At 73.1% G+C, this 18,337-nt stretch carries 18 protein-coding genes; 6 read left to right on the top strand and 12 right to left on the bottom strand.

The annotated features are described in order from the left end of the window. Positions 1-447: 447 nt before the first annotated feature. The 6 genes from MY526_RS12435 to MY526_RS12410 all read right to left on the bottom strand — a co-directional run bounded on the left by MY526_RS12435 (position 448) and on the right by MY526_RS12410 (position 7,506). On the bottom strand, positions 448-1,353 hold the full coding sequence (locus MY526_RS12435; protein ID WP_436690341.1) for a TIR domain-containing protein: 906 nt from the start codon (positions 1,351-1,353) through the stop codon (positions 448-450). 446 nt (positions 1,354-1,799) lie between these two features. After that, the gene (locus tag MY526_RS12430) at positions 1,800-2,627 is read right to left on the bottom strand and encodes an alpha/beta hydrolase (protein ID WP_436690343.1); all 828 of its coding nucleotides are present in this window, start codon (positions 2,625-2,627) and stop codon (positions 1,800-1,802) included. An 853-nt stretch (positions 2,628-3,480) separates the two neighbouring features. Next, positions 3,481-3,615 (bottom strand): hypothetical protein, encoded by a 135-nt coding sequence (locus tag MY526_RS12425; protein WP_436690345.1) that lies wholly within the window; start codon positions 3,613-3,615, stop codon positions 3,481-3,483. A gap of 111 nt (positions 3,616-3,726) precedes the next feature. Then, positions 3,727-6,312, bottom strand: coding sequence for a DUF4062 domain-containing protein (locus MY526_RS12420; protein ID WP_436704003.1), 2,586 nt, complete (start codon positions 6,310-6,312; stop codon positions 3,727-3,729). A 61-nt stretch (positions 6,313-6,373) separates the two neighbouring features. Then, positions 6,374-6,964, bottom strand: coding sequence for a response regulator (locus tag MY526_RS12415; RefSeq protein WP_436690349.1), 591 nt, complete (start codon positions 6,962-6,964; stop codon positions 6,374-6,376). Positions 6,965-7,149: 185 nt separating this feature from the next. Then, positions 7,150-7,506, bottom strand: coding sequence for a metalloregulator ArsR/SmtB family transcription factor (locus tag MY526_RS12410; protein ID WP_436690351.1), 357 nt, complete (start codon positions 7,504-7,506; stop codon positions 7,150-7,152). Positions 7,507-7,626: 120 nt separating this feature from the next. Between MY526_RS12410 and MY526_RS12405 the strand changes: the two genes are divergently transcribed. After that, complete coding sequence (locus tag MY526_RS12405) at positions 7,627-8,070, top strand: ArsI/CadI family heavy metal resistance metalloenzyme (protein ID WP_436704002.1); 444 nt, start codon at positions 7,627-7,629, stop codon at positions 8,068-8,070. Here MY526_RS12405 and MY526_RS12400 read toward each other — a convergent pair. The 3 genes from MY526_RS12400 to MY526_RS12390 form a co-directional block, all read right to left on the bottom strand. Next, on the bottom strand, positions 8,018-8,701 hold the full coding sequence (locus MY526_RS12400; RefSeq protein ID WP_436690355.1) for a dihydrofolate reductase family protein: 684 nt from the start codon (positions 8,699-8,701) through the stop codon (positions 8,018-8,020). The two genes, MY526_RS12405 and MY526_RS12400, sit on opposite strands and share 53 nt — an antisense overlap. 27 nt (positions 8,702-8,728) lie before the next feature. Further along, the gene (locus MY526_RS12395) at positions 8,729-9,811 is read right to left on the bottom strand and encodes a DUF2332 domain-containing protein (RefSeq protein WP_436704001.1); all 1,083 of its coding nucleotides are present in this window, start codon (positions 9,809-9,811) and stop codon (positions 8,729-8,731) included. Between the two features lie 62 nt (positions 9,812-9,873). Beyond that, on the bottom strand, positions 9,874-11,394 hold the full coding sequence (locus MY526_RS12390; RefSeq protein ID WP_436704000.1) for a cation:proton antiporter domain-containing protein: 1,521 nt from the start codon (positions 11,392-11,394) through the stop codon (positions 9,874-9,876). A gap of 229 nt (positions 11,395-11,623) precedes the next feature. Here MY526_RS12390 and MY526_RS12385 point away from each other — a divergent pair, with 229 nt between their 5' ends. From MY526_RS12385 to MY526_RS12375, 3 genes are all read left to right on the top strand, one after another. Beyond that, positions 11,624-12,628: a HAMP domain-containing sensor histidine kinase gene (locus MY526_RS12385; protein ID WP_436703999.1), complete on the top strand. Its 1,005-nt coding sequence runs from the start codon at positions 11,624-11,626 to the stop codon at positions 12,626-12,628. Further along, a complete protein-coding gene (locus MY526_RS12380) occupies positions 12,625-13,284 on the top strand; it encodes a response regulator (RefSeq protein ID WP_436690363.1) in 660 nt (219 codons plus the stop codon). The genes MY526_RS12385 and MY526_RS12380 overlap by 4 nt, the downstream gene beginning before the upstream one ends. 61 nt (positions 13,285-13,345) lie before the next feature. Next, positions 13,346-13,726, top strand: a complete 381-nt coding sequence (locus tag MY526_RS12375; RefSeq protein WP_436703998.1) for a hypothetical protein — start codon at positions 13,346-13,348, stop codon at positions 13,724-13,726. 28 nt (positions 13,727-13,754) lie between these two features. Here the strand turns inward: MY526_RS12375 and MY526_RS12370 are convergent, their stop codons facing one another. Both MY526_RS12370 and MY526_RS12365 read right to left on the bottom strand, forming a co-directional pair. Then, the gene (locus tag MY526_RS12370) at positions 13,755-14,594 is read right to left on the bottom strand and encodes an anti-sigma factor domain-containing protein (protein WP_436703997.1); all 840 of its coding nucleotides are present in this window, start codon (positions 14,592-14,594) and stop codon (positions 13,755-13,757) included. Next, positions 14,591-15,223, bottom strand: coding sequence for a sigma-70 family RNA polymerase sigma factor (locus tag MY526_RS12365; RefSeq protein WP_436703996.1), 633 nt, complete (start codon positions 15,221-15,223; stop codon positions 14,591-14,593). The genes MY526_RS12370 and MY526_RS12365 overlap by 4 nt, the downstream gene beginning before the upstream one ends. Positions 15,224-15,456: 233 nt before the next feature. Here MY526_RS12365 and MY526_RS12360 point away from each other — a divergent pair, with 233 nt between their 5' ends. Continuing rightward, positions 15,457-17,133 carry a molybdopterin-dependent oxidoreductase gene (locus MY526_RS12360; RefSeq protein WP_436703995.1) on the top strand — a complete coding sequence of 559 codons (1,677 nt, stop codon included), beginning with the start codon at positions 15,457-15,459 and terminating at the stop codon, positions 17,131-17,133. Positions 17,134-17,283: 150 nt separating this feature from the next. Continuing rightward, entirely contained in the window at positions 17,284-17,952 is a 669-nt protein-coding gene (locus MY526_RS12355) for a fasciclin domain-containing protein (protein ID WP_436703994.1), read from the top strand. Positions 17,953-18,063: 111 nt separating this feature from the next. Here MY526_RS12355 and MY526_RS12350 read toward each other — a convergent pair whose 3' ends face one another. Next, the gene (locus tag MY526_RS12350) at positions 18,064-18,264 is read right to left on the bottom strand and encodes a YbdD/YjiX family protein (protein ID WP_436690367.1); all 201 of its coding nucleotides are present in this window, start codon (positions 18,262-18,264) and stop codon (positions 18,064-18,066) included. Positions 18,265-18,337 lie beyond the last annotated feature (73 nt).

Genomic DNA, 18,337 nt, shown 5'->3' with positions numbered 1-18,337 from the left:
TTGGTAGCTGACGGGTTGCGAGCAATCGCAGGCGTCATATCATTGGCGAGTAAGGACAGTCGCTGATCGTAGACAGGATGACGGCTGGCCGGTTCCTCTCGACGAGGACGTCCGCTGTGCCGATGGCACTGACTCGCGGGCGTCTCCGTTCTTCCGGACAGCCGGTGGGGTGATGGGTGCCGTACAGCGGATGGATGACGCAGGTCTCTCCCGGCCATGAGGAGTGGCATGAGGGTGCCCCGGTTGTCCCACCGCTGCGCGACAGGCCACCGGGCAAGTCTTACCGGACGGCCTCCCATGGACCCGTTCCGGCCCTGCGATGTTCCCAGTTAACCTTCCTCTAGGGAAACATTCGGACTTGCCGATGTGCGGACGGGTAGGAAATTCACGGAGCGACCGCAGAACCTGTCGTTCCTCCTGAGGTCCCTGATCCCGCAGAACTGACGCTCAGGAGCTGGCGATCGAGCGCCACTCATCGAGCTTCGTCGTAATCAGCTCCGCGCGGCGCTGTTGGTCGCTGCCGTCCAGAACACTCAGGTCCTCGCGCTCGGCCCGCAGGTAAACCCCGGACGTGCGCGCCCTGATGGTCGGGTCGGCGTCTGCACGGGTGGTCCAGTAGCCGGCGGCCCTGTCGATGGACTCGAGCCGGACCTCCCCGGTGCCCTCGAGCCGGGGCGCGTCGGGATGTCGGGGGCGTTCGCCGTTCCAGTAGTAGAAGATCCCCGAGGGATCCCTCATCTCCTTCGAGGCTTCGCTCCAGTAGCGCGCCGACAGCGTGCCGTCCTCCTGCCAGGCTCGGCCGTGCACCTCCAACCCGCCGTCGCGATTTCGAGAGATCCGCAGCAGGCTCACGGCCGAGGGCTCACGCTCGGTGCGCACGGTCAGGGAGTGCTGCCACCACAGCCCTTCGATGCGGGCGAGCCTGCCCTCGTTCTCGATCGCCTTGCGGAGCTTCTGGTTGATCGTCTTGATCCCCGTCGAGCTGGTCTCGGCGTACCGCACGCAGGTCAGACCGAGCAGGTCGCTGGGCAGTTTCGCGCCGTTGGCATGGAGGATGAACGTCCGTCGCATGCCGAGCGCGCCACCGAACAGACCCGCCTCGAACACCACGTTGTCGCGCGGCGAAGCCTGGCCCGGCGCCTCGCCATGGGAGGTCCAATCATCCTGGGCGAAGACCAACGCGGCGAAGTCAACCTCGCGGGTCAGCTCGACGAGCCGCTCCAGCGCGGAGGTGCCGGGGTTGAACGTCGTGGTCCACGGCTCGACGTCGGCAACCTGCGCGAGGCCGCGGGTCAGCGACTCGAGCAGGTTCGCCTGCTGGCCAGACGAGCCGAGGAAGATCCGTGGCTTCATCGCATTCTCCTGACGAGGCGACGTGCGACATACGCCGTGGCAGGCATCCTAGTAGCGGACCAGAGCCCATACTTGAGAAATCGCGTCGGATGTGTCCGGTTTTGTCAACGAAGCCGGCGGAGCGTCGTCAATTGTTTCTGCACCTCGACATCTTGATCGACTCCTTCTCGGGGACGATCTGGAGCTAGATGCCCGGATCCGCACCCTTCGGATCCTCGATGATGTCGCTGCCCTTGCCAGGCTGGTGCCCCGGGCACCGATCGACCTGAAGGAGTCGTCCCACCAAGATGAGGAAGTTTGCGGTCGCGCCGGTGAGGGTCAGACACGCAGGGACGGCGCAAGTGCCCCGGCGCGCCCGGTGAGGGCACGGCACGACGCAAGTAACCTCGGCCGATTTCGCGCGCTCGGCTCGCCGGGCCGGCCACCCTGCTGCTGTCTGCGCTTGGTCACCCCTGCGGCGCTCGCGCGTGGCTCGTCGCCCACTCGAGCGCGTAGTCGGCCACCTGCTCCCAGCCAGGCTCACCACCGGTGAAGTGTGAGCGGTCTGGGAACTCGTAGGTCTCCGTAGTCGCCTCGGAGTTGCGGTACTTCTTCGCGTTCGAGCGCTGAACCGAGGGCGGCATCAGGTGGTCCTTGCCGCCGGTGATGAACAGCAGCGGAGCACGGTCGTCCAGGTCGTAGTCGACCCAGGTCTCCTGATGGCCCGGCTTCCAGTTGGCTATCAGGCCGTAGGCCCACACCCAGTTGCCGGGTGCTGGGATGTGGAGGCGGTCGTAGGCCGCGTCGGACTCCTCCCGGCTGCACGTGTTGGCGAACGCATAGTGGAACTGCTCCTTGGTGAAGCCCACCGCGCGGTGCCGGTTGGCCGGGTTCTTGAGGATGGGGAACAACGACTTGATCTGGGACGGCGGGTTCACCCGCACGCCCTCGGGTGGCGCCGAGTCGATCACGACGGCGGCGGCGCCCAGCCCGCGGTTGATCAGGATTTGGGTGAGGGTTCCGCCGAAGGAGTGGCCCATCATGATTGGGGGCGTGTCCAAGCCCTCGACCACCTCGCTGAGATGGTCGACCGTTTCGGGGACGGACGCGTCGGCGATGATCTCGGGCTTTTCGCGCAGCGCCTCCACCTCGATCTCGAATCCCGGGTACGTCGGCACGATGACCTCGTGTCCCTTCGCCCGGTAGTACGGCACCCAATGTTCCCAGCTTCGGGCGGTCATCCAAAGCCCGTGGATCAGGACGATCGGCGGGGCCTTGGCCGTCTGCTCGCTCATGGCGCTCCTTCCGATGGGGGATGCAGCCAGCCATCGTCGGACGCTTCGAACCGAGGTGGCCAGAGCCGAAGGGATCAAGTCGCGGCCCGGCCCGGCCACGCGCTGCACCGTCTCCGTGTTCGCCCGTTTCGGCGAGCCGGCGTCCGTTTTGCCGCGCTCGCCATGGTCCTCCGCATGGAGAGTGAGCTTCCGGCCCCACACGGGATCACCCACTGACAGACGTCCGCCGTCCACACTCCCCTGCGCTCCCCACAACCCGCCCGATCCGGCTGCCGCTGGTCGAGGGAAGGGTCGGCCTCAGGCCGATCCCGAAGGGACGCGAAGCGCCCTTCCCGCGACCGAGGCAGCCGGCACGATGACCGGGTGGGACGCGCGCCGCCGATACCGCGGGCGTGCCGACGTGCGAGCCGGATTCCGGTCCGCAACCACGGGTAAAGGCAGTCAACCCCGCGCCGCGCCGTCACCGGTGTGCCTGCCACCAGTCCCCATCCAGTCCCCAAAAGGTTAAACAAGACCCATCTGTCTCCGAACGTCACCAACCATGAAGGTGCAGGTCAGACGCCATATCAACGAGGAGTCACAAGTGCTCAATCACGCGGGGGGAGTTCGCCATGTACTACGACATCTGAGTCGAACTCCGCGCTGACCTGACGAGTCCGCACGAGCCGCCAGCACCACGGCGGCTCGTGCGGACTCGTGGCTGTCGGGGCCGGCCGCGCGGCTCTCCAGCAGGAACGGAACGGCGACTACTTGTTCCGACCCACCACCCAGAGGCCGAGGACGGCGACCACGACCAGTGCGGCGATGACCGCGACGACCAGGACATCTACGTCGACCATGTGATCGGTCCCTCTCAGCGGGCGGAGGCGGCCTGAGCCGCAGCGGTCCCGGGCGCCGCGGCCAGCCCCGCCGCCCGTGTGGAGCTCCAGAGCAGCAGCCGTTCCCACGGTCCGGGAGAGGTCCGCTCGACGGAGACAGCCGTGCTCATGTCGCGGGAGGTTAGGAACCCGCCCCCCTAGACGCTGAGCTCGGAGACGCTCTTAACGAAGTTCTTGCACGTTCATGGTGCGTCGCTTGCCCTGCCGGTGAGGTCAGGCGCTCAGTCGGCGGTCTCGGCGGCGCGGGCGGCCGGTGCGGATGCCAGCGCGGTGACCGCGTCGGCAGACAACCCCAGCCCCTCCGCGACGGCCGCCTCAAAGCCGTCACCACCGAGGGCGGCCCGCAGTGCCTCCGCGGTGCGGGCGTGGGTGCCGGCGTCGGTGACCCACACCCCGACGCCGATCGACCGGCGGATCTTCTCCGCCGCCCCGAGGAGGAGGGCGCCGTGCCGGTCGTCCCCGTCCTGAGCGGCCACCGCCGCCAGCGCGTCGAGGGCGCGCGCCGAGATCTGCCGGTCGCCGGTGCCCGCCGCCGCGTAGGCCTGGCGGAAGGCCTCCCGTGCGCCGTCGAGATCACCCAGTCCCAGGCGCGCCCAGCCCAGGTTCACGGCGCCGTAGCTGAGCAGCATGTGCGGGTCAGGGGACGGGTTCAGCCGGACGCCCTCCTCGAGCAGCGGGACCGCCTCGCGGTACCGCCCCTCCACGACGAGGATGCGTCCGAGCGCGAACAGTGCGAAGGCGTACTCCCACTCCAGACCCCGCTCCCGCAGGACGGCGACCGCGGATCGCGCCAGCTGCTCCCCCGCGTCCGGATCACGCAGTGCGGTCATGACCCCCAGGAGAACGGAGTCCCGGGCGGCCCGCACCGGGTCCTCGAGGTGATCATGCAGCTCGCGGGCGGCCTGCAGCGCCGCCGTCGCTCGTGCGTAGTCGCCCTGACCGAACGCGAGGATGCCGCACACGAAGTGGGCCAGCGCCTGCCCGGCAGAGGTGAGTGACGGCCGGCTCAGGGCGGACTCCGCGAGGCGGATCCCCTCCTCGAACCGGGACAGCGCCCACCACAGCGGCCACAGACCCTCCGCCATCGCCGTCACCCGGTCTGGCTGGTCTCCGTCGAGGAACCAGCGCAGCGCCAGCCCCAGGTTCTCGGCGTCCGCGGCGAACCGGTACACAGTGTGCACCTCCGCGCGGCGGCTGAACCCGGCGAGGGACACGCTCGCCAGCCGCTCGAAGAACTCCGCGTGCATCTGGAGGACGTGGTCCGCCTCGCCGGAGGCCGACAGCCGGTCGCGAGCGAACTCCCTCACCGTCTCCAGCATGGTGAAGTGCGGATCGCCGTCCACGGTTCCACTGGCGCGGATGAGGCTCTTGTCCACCAGCGAGCCGAGCCCGTCGAGTACATCGCCGAGCGCGCCGTCGCCGCCGCACACCGCCTCGGCGGCGTCCAGGAAGAAGCCGCCGGCGAAGGTGCCGAGCCGGGCGAAGAGGACCCGCTCGCGCTCGTCCAGCAGGTCGTAGCTCCACTGCATCGTGGCGCTCAGCGTCCGCTGGCGGGCCGCCGCGTCCCGCGGGCCGCCGGTCAGCAGCGCCAGCCGCCGGTCGAGGCGCTGGAGGATCACGTCGGGGTCCAGCACGCTCACCCGGGCGGCGGCGAGCTCGATCGCGAGCGGGAGCCCGTCCAGCCGACGCGCGATCTCCCCGATGGTCCGCAGTTGGTGCGCATCGACGACGAGGTCAGGACCAGCTGCCCGGGCCCGGTCGACGAAGAGCGCCACGGCGTCGGATCCTGCGAGCTCCCCAGCGCTCAGGCCCTCGCCGACCGGCAGCGGCGGGACGGGGTAGACCCGTTCGCCGGTCAGGTGCAGGACCTCGCGGCTCGTCGCCAGCACCCGCAACTGCCCCGCCTCGGCCAGCCACCTGCCCACCAGCGGAGCGGCGTCGACGACCTGCTCGAGGTTGTCCAGCACCAGCAGCATCCGCCGCGACCGCAGGAGGTCCGCGACCGCGTCCGCCGGCGCCCGACCGAACGTCTCGGGCAACCCCAGGGCCGACGCGACCTGGCCGGGCACGGCCTCCGGCGAGCGGACGGAGGCCAGCATCACCGCCACCACACCGTCGGGGAACTCGGTCCGGACGTCCTCCGCGGCGGCCATCGCCAGACGGGTCTTCCCGATGCCTCCCGGGCCGACCAGTGTGACCAGCCGGCTGCTGCCCGTCGTCAGCAGGCCGTGGAGCTCGGCGAGCTCGGTGGCGCGCCCGACGAGCCGGTTCGGCGGGGTCGGCAGCTGCCATGTCCGGGGTGCGGCGGCCGGCGGCGCTTCCGGCGGACCGAATCGCTCGCTGAGGAGTACGGCCAGATCCTCCACGACCAGGCCGGCCAGCTCCTCGGCGCTGCCGAACCGGCGGTAGGAGAAGCCGTCCGAGGAGATCCGTTCCAACATCGCCGCCAGCCGCGGATCGCGGTTCCGCGCCGGCGTCTTGACGTAGATCAGCTTCGGCTTGTCGGCGGCGGCGAGGTACTCGTCCTCCAGGCCCGAGACCGTCTCCCCCGGCGCGATCCAGCCGTACTGGTCGCCGTAGATCCCCAGGAAGACGTGGCTCTGCCGCAGGTACGCCAGGTACAGCGCCTTCGGTGGGTGTGGGCGGGCTCCGAGCTCGAACAGCACGGCAGTCAGGTGCAGGCTGTCGATCGCCCTGCGCACGGCCACGCGCTCCGCCGCGAGCTCCTTCATGGTGGAGCTCACGAAGACCCGCACCCGCTGATCCGGGGTCTGGATGGTGGTCACCGGCGGCTGCTGCGACGCCACGGCGCCATCATGGCGGGAATCCCGCCCCGCAGGGCGCGCCCGTCACCCTGCCGTCCGAGTTCTACCGCCCGGCCGCGCACTCCAGGGTGAGCCTCCGATGGACGGGGGCGCAGGCCGGTCGGGCCGGACCCGGCTGAGCGGTCGGCTGCGCGAGGAGGCCTCGATGGCCGCGGTGCCGCTCCGGACTCTCCTCGACGTGCGTTCTCGTCGAGTTCTCCGAGCAGTTGACGAGGACCGGCCAACCGCTGTCGGCGACAGCAGCCGCGGCGGACGCCCACGCCGTTCCGCCGGCCGCGACGGTCCTGATGTGATCCGGCAATGCGCCAGGGTCGTCGCCCTTGAGCAGGTAACCGGCGACTCCCAGGGCCCGGGCCTCAGCCGCCGTCGCCGGCGTGAGACCCCCGGTGAGGATGACGACACGCACCTCCGGGTGGACGACGGCCAGCTCCCGCGTCGCTTCCAACCCGTCGGCGACCGGCATCCTCAGGTCCATCAGCACCACGTCCGGCCGGGTGCGGTCGACGGCCTCGGCCACCTGGCCGCCGTCGGAGCACTGCGCGACGACCTCGAGGTCGTCGGTGGCGGCGATCAGTCCGGCGAGAGCGTCTCGGATGAGCTGGTGGTCGTCGGCGATGAGGACCCTGATCGACATCGTTCTCCCTCGGCTCGGCTTCCCCGCCGCTGTCGTCGCTCTCAGCGGAGGTCCACCGAGCCTGAGCCACGGGAGACGGGCCGGTCAGCCCTGACCCTGGGTACCCGGGACCCCCGATCCGGGGGTCCGCGAAGGAGAGGGACAGGGCCGCTGCGACCTGCGGGTGATCGCGGCAGCCGCGGGGTCTAGCGGGTCGCCAGTACGGCGCGCAGGGCCTCGAGGGCGTTCGGGTTGATCGCGTACCAGACGTTGCGGCCGCGCTTCTCGCTGACCGCCAGCCCGCTGGCCACGATCTTCCCGAGGTGCACGGACACGGTGCCCTGGCTGCGACCGGACGGCTCGACCAGGTCGCAGGCGCAGATCGCGCCGTCGTCAGCGTTGGCGAGCAGGCTCACCAGCCGCAGCCGCACAGGGTCGGCCAGGACCGCGAACTGCCCGGCCAGGGTCTCGGCGTCGTCCTCGGTGAGCACCTCGGCGGTCAGCGGCGCGCAGCAGGCGACCACCTCGGGCGCCTGGAGCACCGGCAGCTCGCGCAGGGTCATCGGGGTCTCTCCTCGTCGTCGCCGGCCCAGCTCGGGCAGTCCCATTGACAACCGTCAATATATCGGTCACTGTCAATACGACAGTACCGCGCTCCCCCGAGATGACCGGGAGGTCACCCCATGTCCCGCATCCAGCTCGCTCTCGACGTCGACGACCTCGAGGCCGCCGTCAGCTTCTACAGCCGGCTGTTCGGAGCCGAGCCGGCCAAGCGCAAGCCCGGGTACGCGAACTTCGCGATCGACGAGCCGCCGCTCAAGCTGGTGCTGCTGGAGAACCCCGGCCGGGGCGGGTCCCTCAACCACCTCGGCGTCGAGGTCGAGTCCACCGCAGCCGTGCACGCCGAGATCGCCCGGCTGACCGGCGCGGGGCTGATCGCCGACGAGGAGATGGGCACCACCTGCTGCTACGCCACCCAGGACAAGGCGTGGCTGACCGGCCCCCGCGGAGAGCGCTGGGAGGTCTACACGGTGCTCGCCGACAGCGACACCTTCGGCACCAGTCCGCAGACCCTCATCGACGCCGGGCAGGTCCCCACCGGCGGCACCTGCTGCGGAACCGCGTAGGGCGGGCCGACAGAGACGACGGCTGGCGTCCCCGGGGCACCGGGAAGCGCAGGTGGAGCACCCCGTCGCCCTGGATGACCACCTCGGGATCCGCGAGCAGCAGGTGGCCGTCAGGGAGCGTTCCGAAGTACGGCTTCCCCCGCCCGAAGACCACCGGCACGATGTCGATCGCCACGTGGTCGATGAGTCCCAGCGCCAGCGCCTGCCCGCCGACCTCACCCGCGCCGACACCGATCTCCCCCTCGCCGGCCAGCTCCTGAGCTCGCGCGATCCCCTCCTCCACCGACGTGGCGAAGTGGTAGGGCGCCTCGGGATGCCAGCCCGTCGGCCGCGGTCGGTGCGAGACGACCACGACGTGGGAGCTCGCCGGCGGGTGACCCTCCCAGCCGTCGGTCAGGTCGAACTGGTGCCGCCCGATGACCAGCACCTCCTGGCGCGACCACATGCCGCGCACGTAGTCGGCCGAGGCCGCCGACACCCGGAACGGCGCACCGTGGACATCGGGATGGTCCTCGTCGACGAGGGGGTGGTCGCCGCTGAAGTACCAGTCGTGGAGCAGCCCCACGTCGTCGCGCTCATCGGCGATGAAGCCGTCCAGCGAGGCCACTGCGTGCAGGTACGTCGTCCCCATGCCCACTCCTCCCGCCGACGTGGATCCTCACCGGGCGCGCTCGGGACCTGCTCCTGCCAGCCACGCCAGCAGGCGGCCCCGTGACCAGCAGCGGCCGACGGCCTCGGCGTGCAGGGTCGACTGCCCGAGCACCGCCAGGCCGATGATGCTGTGGCCCGAGGCGCGGCGGTCGCCGAGTGTCGGCATCGCCGGCGCGACCCCGACCCCCTCCGCCGACACCCACGCCACCGCCCGGCCGACCGACGCCTCGTCGAGACGGTGCAGGAAGCGCCAGCGGCTCTCGAGCGGCAGGCGCGACAGCGCCCACGTCGTGGTCACGATCGGCAGGGCGCCGGCGGGCACGCGGGCGACGGCGTCGGGCAGCACATCGACGGCGTCACCTCGCAGCAGCAGCGGAGGGGCCGTCGCCGCCAACGCCATCTCCGCGTCGAGCCGCGCGAGTCCCTCCGGCTGATCCGGGGGCAGGCAGGCGCGCAACCACCGGGCGTCCTCCGCGTCGGTCACGTCGACCGGATCGGGGCCGACGCCGACCCGGGCGACGACCTCGGGCACCGCCCTCGTCGGAACGCCCCGGCCGCCCACGATCGACGACGACAGCTGCACGGGAGACGACGGGTCGCCCAGCGACTGTCCGTTGCCGTACGTGATGCCCACGCGGTCGACGCAGACGTTGAGCCCGGCCGAACCACCCACGTCGATCAGTCCGACCGCGGTCGCGCCCACCCGAGCCGCCGCCTCGGCGATCGCCGGGTACAGCACGGCGCAGCGTCCGGTCTCGAGGGTCTGCGGCTGCCGGCGCACGGCGATGGCCACGACCGCGTCGGTCATGCGCAGCAGCGTGTCGATCGCCGCGCCGGCGGCGGCGTCGCCGTCCGCAGCGGCGCAGGCCGCGGCGAGCGCCGGGGCACGGCCGGCGAGGGCCAGGTCCTGCAGCGCGGCGAGGATGACCGTGGGATTCCGCCTGCGCGCCGGTGCGGCCTCGATGGCCCGCAGCGCCTCCTCGGACTCACTCAGGGCGACGGCGACGCGCTCGTACAGCGGCGAGGTCCCGGCGGCGTCGACCTCACCGAAGTGCCGGTACACCTGGGCGAGGGTGCGGTTCTCAGCCACACGTCCGCCGATCCCTGCGGTCGGCCCTGGCCATCCCGGCGATCGTAGGCCGGGCGGTGCGCTCACGTGCCGGTGTCGCCGAGCCAGTGGGCCAGCCGGCCGCTGCGATGGACGGCGAGGATGCGCCGCTCGGTGTCGTGGCGCTCGGCGGGCCGGGTGAAGACCAGCAGGACGTCGCCGGTGCGCAGCCGGGTGGTCGGGGCGACCGCGGAGGTGGTCCCGTCGCGCGCGAGCAGACCCGGCGTCGCCCCGTCGGGGAGGCGCAGCTCGTTCATGTAGACGCCGTGCAGGCGGGAGCCGGGCAGGACCCGGACCTGCAGGAGGTCGGTGCCGAGCTCGTGCAGGGACGACGTGCCGACGTCCATGTCCAGCGGCACGCGGCGGGTCCTGTCGCGCTCCGGCGAGCCGCCGGGCACGAGACGGCGAGGGATCCCGCGGGCCAGGCGCGGTGAGGAGTAGACCGCGATCGGGCCCAGGACGGCGAGGACGAGGACGTAGCCGGCGGCGAACGAGCCGAGCCGGGCGTCGAGCCCGGCGGCCAGCGCCAGCGAGGCGAGGACCAGCGAGAACTCGCCGCGGGTCAGGACGGTGAGGCCGATGTTCGCCGCCCCCACCCGGCCGAGCCGGTGCAGCCGGGCGGCGACGATGCCGGCCACGACCGCCAGCACGACCGTCGTCCCGGCGGCGACGAGGATCTGCGGGAGCACCGCCAGGACGTCGCCGAGGTCGATGGTCAGGCCGAAGTGGAAGAAGAAGATCGCGCCGAACCCGTCGCGCAGCGGGTGGGTCAGCTGCCGCAGCCGGCGGGCGGTCGGGGTGGAGGCCAGGATCAGGCCGATCATGAACGCGCCGATGGCGTCGGAGACGCCCAGGTGCTCGCCCGCGCCGGCGGTGCTGATCGCCAGCCCCAGTGCGAGGACGACGACGATCTCCTCGTCCCTGGTGCGCATCAGCGCGCTGACCCACCGCGTCCCGAACCGCGCCACCACGGACAGCACCAGCAGGAACGCGAAGGCGACCCCCACGCCCACGACGGCGTCGAGCACGCCGGAGGCGCCGCCGAGCACCGGCTGCAGCAGGGCCAGGTAGAGGGCGAGGAAGAGGTCCTCGATGACGACGATCCCGAGGATGACGCGGGTCTCCGGGTTGCCGAGCCGCCGGGTCTCCACCAGCAGCTTGGTCACGATCGCCGACGACGAGATGCCGACGATGCCGGCCACCACGAACGCCTCCGCCGTGCCCCAGCCCAGCGCGAAGCCCAGCGCCAGCCCGCCTCCGATGTTCAGGCAGAGGTAGACCGCGGCCGCCACCGCCAGCCGCCGCCCGCCGGAGGTGAGCTGGGCGAGGGAGAACTCCAGGCCCAGGTAGAAGAGGAGGAACACCAGGCCGAGGCGGGCGACGAGCTCCAGGTCTGCCGGGTCGCCGACCAGGACGAAGCCGGGCGTGTGCGGGCCCAGCAGCACGCCGGCGAGCATGAACAGCGGGATGGTCGGCAGCCCGATGGGCACGCCGGCCCGGGCGATCAGACCGCAGACCAGGAAGGCGCCGCCGAGTGCGAGGAGTGCCTCAGCGACGTGGTGCACCCGGCCTCCTCGTGGACGTCCTCCTCCACCCGCCGACGCCACCTGCCGATCGCCGGCCCGCACGATCCTCACCGGCCGAGCGGCTGGGGCGGAATCCGTGGCAGCACCCATCTCCGGCCCGGCCGTGGCACGGGCATGGGTGCTGAACCCCATCTTCGCCGCCGGTGCTTGGCCGGCGGCCTCCCGTGCCCGAGGCTCGACGTCGTCGGACACACCAGCAGGGGGGCGGATGGCGCAGGAGGCACGGCTGAGGGCAGGGCGCGGGTTGCCGCTCTTCTGGCGCGTCTGCCTGGTCAACGGCGCCGTCTTCGCGGTCGGCACCGCAGTGCTGGCGGCCTCCCCGGCCACCGTCTCGACGCCGGTGCTGGCCCGCGAGGCCCTGGTGCTCGCCGTCGGTCTGAGCGCGATGCTGCTTGCCAACGGGCTGCTGCTGCGCACCACGCTGGGACCGCTGGACCGGCTGCGGCTCCTCATGGAGGACGTCGACCTGCTGCGCCCCGGCCAGCGCCTCCCGGAGCAGGGCAGCGGACCGGCCTCCGACCTCATCCGCAGCTTCAACGCCATGCTCGACCGGCTCGAGGCCGAGCGCGCCGCCGCCAGCGGACAGGCCCTCGCCGCTCAGGAGGCCGAGCGCCGGCGGGTGGCCCAGGAGCTGCACGACGAGGTGGGGCAGAGCCTGACCGCGGTCCTGCTGGGCCTGCGCCAGGTCGCCGACCGCGCGCCCGCGGAGCTGCAGCAGGAGGTGCAGCTCGTTCAGGAGTCCGCACGGGCCAGCCTCGACGAGGTGCGGCAGGTGGTCCGGCGGCTGCGCCCGGGCGTGCTCGACGACCTGGGACTGGTCAGCGCCCTGACCTCGCTGGTGACCGAGTACGCCCGGCTCACCGGCGTCGAGGTGTGCCGCCGGTTCTCCCCGGACCTGCCCCCGTTGGGTCCCGAGGCCGAGCTCGTCGTCTACCGGGTGGCGCAGGAGGCGCTGACCAACGTCGCCCGGCACGCCGCCGCCCGGCGGGTCCGGGTCGACCTGTCCCCCACCTTCGCCGCCGGCGACGCGGTGCAACTGCGCGTCGTCGACGACGGCCGTGGTCTCGGGGACAGCCGCGAGGGAGCCGGGATGCGCGGCATGCGGGAGCGGGCGATGCTCGTCGCCGCCACGCTCACCCTCGGCGCGCACGAGGAGGGCGGCACCGAGCTGCGGCTGCTGGTCCCGGTGCCCGGGCCGGGGGGCGGCCGGTGAACCGCCCGCCGGTCACCCGGATCCTGCTCGCCGACGACCACGCCCTCGTCCGCCGCGGCGTCCGCCTGATCCTGGACAGCGAGCCGGACCTGGCCGTCGTCGCCGAGGCCGGCGACGGTGCGGAGGCATTGGCGCTGGCCCGCGTGCACGCCATCGACCTCGCCGTCCTCGACGTCGCGATGCCCCGCCTCACCGGCCTGCAGGCCGCCCGCGAGCTGTCCCGCCGATCGCCGGACACGCGCATCCTGCTGTTGTCGATGTACGACAACGACCAGTACTTCTTCGAGGCGCTCCGCGCGGGCGCGTCGGGCTACGTGCTCAAGTCGGTCGCCGACCGCGACCTCGTCGAGGCCTGCCGGGCCGTCATGCGGGAGGAGCCGTTCATCCACCCGGATGCCCTGACCGCGCTCATGCGCGAGTACCTGCAGCGCGCCGGCCGCGGCGAACGCCTGCCCGGCAGCGTCCTGTCGGCACGCGAGGAGGAGGTCGTCAAGCTGATCGCCGAGGGCTGCTCCTCGCAGGAGATCGCCGACCTGCTGGTGATCAGCGTCAAGACCGTCGAGCGGCACCGGGCCAACGTCCTCGCCAAGCTCGAGATGCGCGACCGCACCCAGCTCACCCGCTACGCGATCCGCACCGGCCTGATCGAACCCTGAACCCCAGCCCGGGTGACGACCGCCCCGCCGTCCTGTCGGTGCCGACGGCGAGAATCCGGGGATGGCTGCCTTCTTCCTCCCGCGGGCGAGCGACGACGAGCAGGCGGAGCGGCTGTACGACGCCCTCGCCGAGTTCGCCGGCTGCGAGCCGGCCCCCGCCGGCCGGCGCGTCCACTCGATCGCCTTCACCCACGAGGGGGCCCAGTGGGTCGCCGAGGTCGGGGAGGAACTGAGCGGACGGCGGACGACCCAGCAGCTCCGCCGCGGCGAGCTGATCGAGCGCACCGAGCACCTGTCGTCGTCCTCACGGGTGCTCGCCGTCTACCCCGGCACGCCGTTCGTGGTCGTCACCGACGCCCAGCCGATCACCGGCGCGCCATCGGAGTGGGCCAACCCGTTCACCGCCCAGCCGGACCGCGTGACCTGGTTCGACGTCACGTGAGGCGCCGGGCCGACGACGTCGGTGCGGCTCAGGCAGGGACCTCCCCCGTGGCGACGACGTCCGTCGGTGCCGGCGGAGCCACCCGGCCGGGCTCGAGGCTGATGCCGTACGCCGAGTACGCGGCCGGTGGGGTGCCCGCGCCGGCGAAGGCCTGCAGGTCACCCTGCGCGTCGCCGACGTCGAACGTCCCCAGTGCCTGGGGCGAGTCGTTCCGGATCCCCCACAGCACGTAGGTGGTGTCCGAGCTGTCGTTCGCAGCCATCCCGTGGGTCACCACCTGCACCTCGTCCTCGCGGGTCAGCACCGTGGCGACAGCACGGCCCTCCGCATCGGCGAGGGCGGTGATCGTCGCGGAGCCCGGGTCCAGCAACGCCTGGACGATCTCGGCCTGCGCCTGGGCACTCGCCCGCGCCTCGTCCCGCGAGTCGACGACGACGACGAGGGCCACACCGAGTCCCACCACGGCCGCGGCCGCCGCGGCCAGCGTCGCGGCCAGGAGCCGCCGCCGCACGGGGCGGGGGCGGCTCCGGCGAGGGACGGCGATCGGAGCCGCACCTCCGGCGCGGTGCGCCGTCGCGCCCGCCGGTGACCCGCCCGGCACCGCCGGCTCCGGGTCCTGCTCGGCCTCCGCCACGGCCGCCCGCAGCCGGCTGCGGAGGTCGTCGGACGGCTCGGCCGGCGGGGCCGCTCCGGCCATCCCGGCCATGACCAGTCCGATCTCCTCGACGATCGCGGCACAGCGGGAGCACGTCGCCCGGTGCGCGGCGAACGACGCGGCGTCCTCGGGCTCCAGGGCGTGCAGTGCCCACCCCACCGCGAGCGCCTCGAACTCCTCGTGCTCCTCGTCCGGCTCCGGACCGCCGCTCATCGCTGCCCCCTCTCGACCGGACCGGCACCCCGGGCGCCGTCGGTACCGACCGCGTCCCCCAACGCGGCCCTGAGCCGCCGCATCCCGGCCAGCATCCGGGTCTTGACCGTCCCCAGCGGCACATCGGTGAGCGCCGCGACCTCGCGCTGGGTGTACCCCCCGTAGTAGGCCAGGACGAGCGCCTGGCGCTGGGACGACGGGAGGGAGCCGAGTGCCGAGCGCACCCGGTCGGAGACCACCCGGTCCAGCGCCTGGTCCTCGACGTCGTCCACCCTCGTCGGAGCGGTCAGCAGCAGATCGTCCTCGACCAGCCCCCTCCGGCGGCGCTGCGACTCCTCGCGGCGGACCGCGTCAACGGCCTTGTGGTGCACCATCGCCATCAGCCAGGCGGCCACGGTGGCCCGGGACCCGTCGAAGGCCGCCGGGTTCCGCCACACAGCGAGGAAGACCTCCTGCAGCACGTCCTCGGCCAGGGCGTCGTCGGCGAGGATCCTGCGGGCCAGGCCGAACGCCGGCCGGCGGAAGCGCTGGTAGAGGTCGTCGACGGCGGCCCGGTCACCGGCGCGGATCCGTCCGAGGAGGGTGGCGGACGCCGCGTCGTCCTCCGGCGGCCGTGCCGGACGGCTCACGGCCACCACCGTATCGCCCGTCCCTCGCGGGCACGCCCCGCCGGACCGGGCACGCCCGTCCGCCGCCGCAGCAGGCACGGCGACCCGACCTGCGAACTCCTGCGCCACGGCGGCTCCTCGTGTCCGGTGGACGTGCCCGCGAGGACGTTCGCGCCCCGGCCCGCCGGCGGTTCATCGCGTGGTGTCCCGGCGCACCGGTGAACCGGATCCCACCCAGCCGCCGAAGACCCCTCGTGACCCTCACGGACCGAGCCGCCACCCCCGCCGGCGGCGGGCAGGCCGGCCGCACGCCGCCCCGACCGGGCGGGGGCCGGCTGCCCGCCGCGCTCGCCGGTCTGCTCGCGGCCGCGGTCGCCCTCGGTGTGGCCGAGTTGGCCGCCGCGTTCGTCGGTCCCGGCTCCTCGCCGGTGGTGGCGGTCGGGGACGCCGTCATCACCGTGGTCCCCGAGCCGGTCAAGGCCTTCGCCATCGCCACGTTCGGGGAGAACGACAAGACCGCCCTCGTCGCCGGCACGCTGCTGCTCGTCGCGCTCTACGCGCTGGGCCTGGGGCTGGTCGCGCGCCGCGACCGCCGTCTCGGGGTGGCCGGCGTCCTCCTCTTCGGCCTGGCCGGCGCGCTGAGCGCGCTCCTGGGCCCGGCCGGTCGTGCGGTCGACGCGCTGCCGTCGGTCGTCGGCGCACTCGCCGGCGTCGTCGCCCTCCTGGCCCTCCTCGCACCGCTCCCCGGGCCGGGTGCGGCGCCCTCGCCCGGGCGGAGCCCCGCCGCGGTCGACCGGGGGCCGGTCGCGGACCGCGTGCGCGGGCTGCTCGGCGCCGGCGACCGCAAGGGCCCGGCACTCGACCGCCGGAGGTTCTTCCTCACCGGGGCGGTCGCGGTCGGTGTCGCCGCCGTCGCCGGCGGCGGCGGACGGCTGGTGCAGCGCCGCTTCGACGTGGCCGGCAGCCGGGCCGCGCTCGTCCTGCCGCGTCCGGTGTCCCCCGCCGCCGGACTGCCCGCCGGCGCCGACCTGTCCCGTGCCGTCGACGGCCTCACCCCGCTGTTCACGGGCAACCGCGACTTCTACCGGGTGGACACCGCGATCGTCGTCCCGCAGCTGCGGCCGGTCGACTACCGGCTCGCCCTGGCCGGCATGTTCGACTCACCCCGCACCCACTCGCTGACCGACCTCTTCGAGCGGAACGACCTGATCGAGCGGGACATCACCCTCACCTGCGTGTCCAACGAGGTCGGCGGGCGCCTGGCCGGCACGGCCCGGTGGCTCGGCGTCCCCCTCGGCGCCTTCCTGCGCGAGCACGGCGTCCGGCCGGAGTGCAGCCAGCTGGTCTGCCGGTCCGCGGACGGCATGACGATCGGCGCGCCCACGCGGTCGGCCCTGGAGGTGTCCGACGCGATGCTGGCGATCGGCATGAACGGCGAGCCGCTCCCCGTCGAGCACGGCTTCCCGGTGCGCATGCTGATCCCCGGCCTCTACGGCTACGTCTCGGCCTGCAAGTGGCTGACCCGCATCGACGCGACCACCTTCGTGGCCTTCGACCCCTACTGGGTCGAGCGCGGTTGGGCGGCCGAGGCGCCGATCAGGATCGCCTCGCGCATCGACACCCCGTCCGCGCTGCGCCGCCTGCCCGCCGGTGTCCGGCCGATCGCCGGCGTGGCGTGGGCGCAGACCCGGGGCATCGCCCGCGTCGAGGTCAAGGTCGACGACGGGGACTGGACGGAGGCCCGCCTCTCACCCGAGGTCGACGCCGACCTGTGGCGCCAGTGGGTACTGACCCACGACTTCCCGCCGGGCCCGCACACGGTGACCGTCCGGGCCACCGCGGCCGACGGCGAGGTGCAGCCCCAGGAGCGCGCCGCACCGTTCCCCGCCGGCGCGACCGGCTGGCACTCCATCCAGGTGGTCACCGGCTGACCCCTGTCGCCCGGCTCCGGCCGGGCCCCTGACCCGTCCTCCGGCACCCGCCGGCGGACGTGCCGGACCGCGCCTGCGGCCGGAGCACCACCCCGCCCGCGACGGGCCGTGACCCCGCCCGTCGCACGGAAGGACAAGGAGCACCACCTCGTGACGAGCACCCTCCTGCGCCGCGGCGCCCTCCTCACCGCCGCCGGCACCCTGGCGATCGGTCTCAGCGCCTGCGGCGCGGACGACACCACGGACAGCACTGCCGCGGCGGGCACGAGCGGCAGCGTGAGCTCCCCGGCCGACGCGAGCGGCACGATGCCCACGACCGGCGCCCCCTTCGGCGCGGGTTGCTCCGCGGTACCGGCCGACGGCGAGGGCAGCTTCGCCGGGATGACCGACGACCCGGTCGCCACCGCGGCCGGCAACAACCCCGCCCTGTCGACCCTCGTCGCCGCGGTCGGGGCGGCCGGCCTCGGCGACTCGCTGAACTCCGCGTCGGACATCACCGTGCTGGCCCCGGCGAACGCGGCGTTCGAGGCGGTCCCCGCCGATGCGCTCGACGCCCTGCTGGCCGACCGGGCACAGCTCACCGCCGTCCTCACCCACCACGTGCTCGATGGACGGCTGGCCCCCGAGGACCTGGCCGGCACGCACACCACCCTGAACGGTGACCAGGTGACCGTCCAGGGCTCGGGTGAGGACTTCACGGTCGCCGCCGACGGCACGGTCCTGGGGCAGATGGACGCCGCCGTGGTCTGCGGCAACGTGCAGACGGCCAACGCCACCGTCTACATCATCGACCAGGTGCTCGCTCCCGCCGCCGGCTGACGGGGCGCGTCCCGCTCCTGCTCCTCTCCTGGCACCACGGGGGCGCCAGGCCGCCGGCAGGACACCTCCGCGCACCGCGGCCCCGATCGAGGGCCGCGGTGCGACCGGCGGTCAGCAGCAACGGCTGACCGGCGTGCGCTCCAGTGCGTCGGCCCGCCGGCGCTCGAACTCCCGCCGGCTGATCGGCTCGTGCCCGTGCTCGGCGCAGTGCCGCAGGTAGTCGTCCCAGCGCGCCTCGCCGCTCCACTCGCGCAGGTACCAGCGCACCCCCCGCCAGGCCCGGACGGCGGCCTCGCGCCCCTGTCCGCTCACCATGCCCTCCGTTCGCTCCCGCGGGGCGCTCCGCTCCTCGCTCGTTCCTCGCTGCGATGCTCACGCCCCTGTC

The organism is Geodermatophilus sp. CPCC 205761, assembly GCF_051383655.1.
Lineage (GTDB): Bacteria > Actinomycetota > Actinomycetes > Mycobacteriales > Geodermatophilaceae > Geodermatophilus.
Note: the sequence above shows the minus strand (reverse complement) of the source record. Positions and strands in the feature narration are given on the sequence as shown.

Coding starts and splice junctions, on each gene's coding strand:
- MY526_RS12430 (WP_436690343.1), bottom strand. CDS start 2,627: ATGAGCGAGCAGACGGCCAAGGCCCCGCCGATCGTCCTGATCCACGGG.
- MY526_RS12385 (WP_436703999.1), top strand. CDS start 11,624: ATGGCGCAGGAGGCACGGCTGAGGGCAGGGCGCGGGTTGCCGCTCTTC.
- MY526_RS12425 (WP_436690345.1), bottom strand. CDS start 3,615: ATGAGCACGGCTGTCTCCGTCGAGCGGACCTCTCCCGGACCGTGGGAA.
- MY526_RS12375 (WP_436703998.1), top strand. CDS start 13,346: ATGGCTGCCTTCTTCCTCCCGCGGGCGAGCGACGACGAGCAGGCGGAG.
- MY526_RS12415 (WP_436690349.1), bottom strand. CDS start 6,964: ATGTCGATCAGGGTCCTCATCGCCGACGACCACCAGCTCATCCGAGAC.
- MY526_RS12400 (WP_436690355.1), bottom strand. CDS start 8,701: ATGGGGACGACGTACCTGCACGCAGTGGCCTCGCTGGACGGCTTCATC.
- MY526_RS12410 (WP_436690351.1), bottom strand. CDS start 7,506: ATGACCCTGCGCGAGCTGCCGGTGCTCCAGGCGCCCGAGGTGGTCGCC.
- MY526_RS12405 (WP_436704002.1), top strand. CDS start 7,627: ATGTCCCGCATCCAGCTCGCTCTCGACGTCGACGACCTCGAGGCCGCC.
- MY526_RS12370 (WP_436703997.1), bottom strand. CDS start 14,594: ATGAGCGGCGGTCCGGAGCCGGACGAGGAGCACGAGGAGTTCGAGGCG.
- MY526_RS12435 (WP_436690341.1), bottom strand. CDS start 1,353: ATGAAGCCACGGATCTTCCTCGGCTCGTCTGGCCAGCAGGCGAACCTG.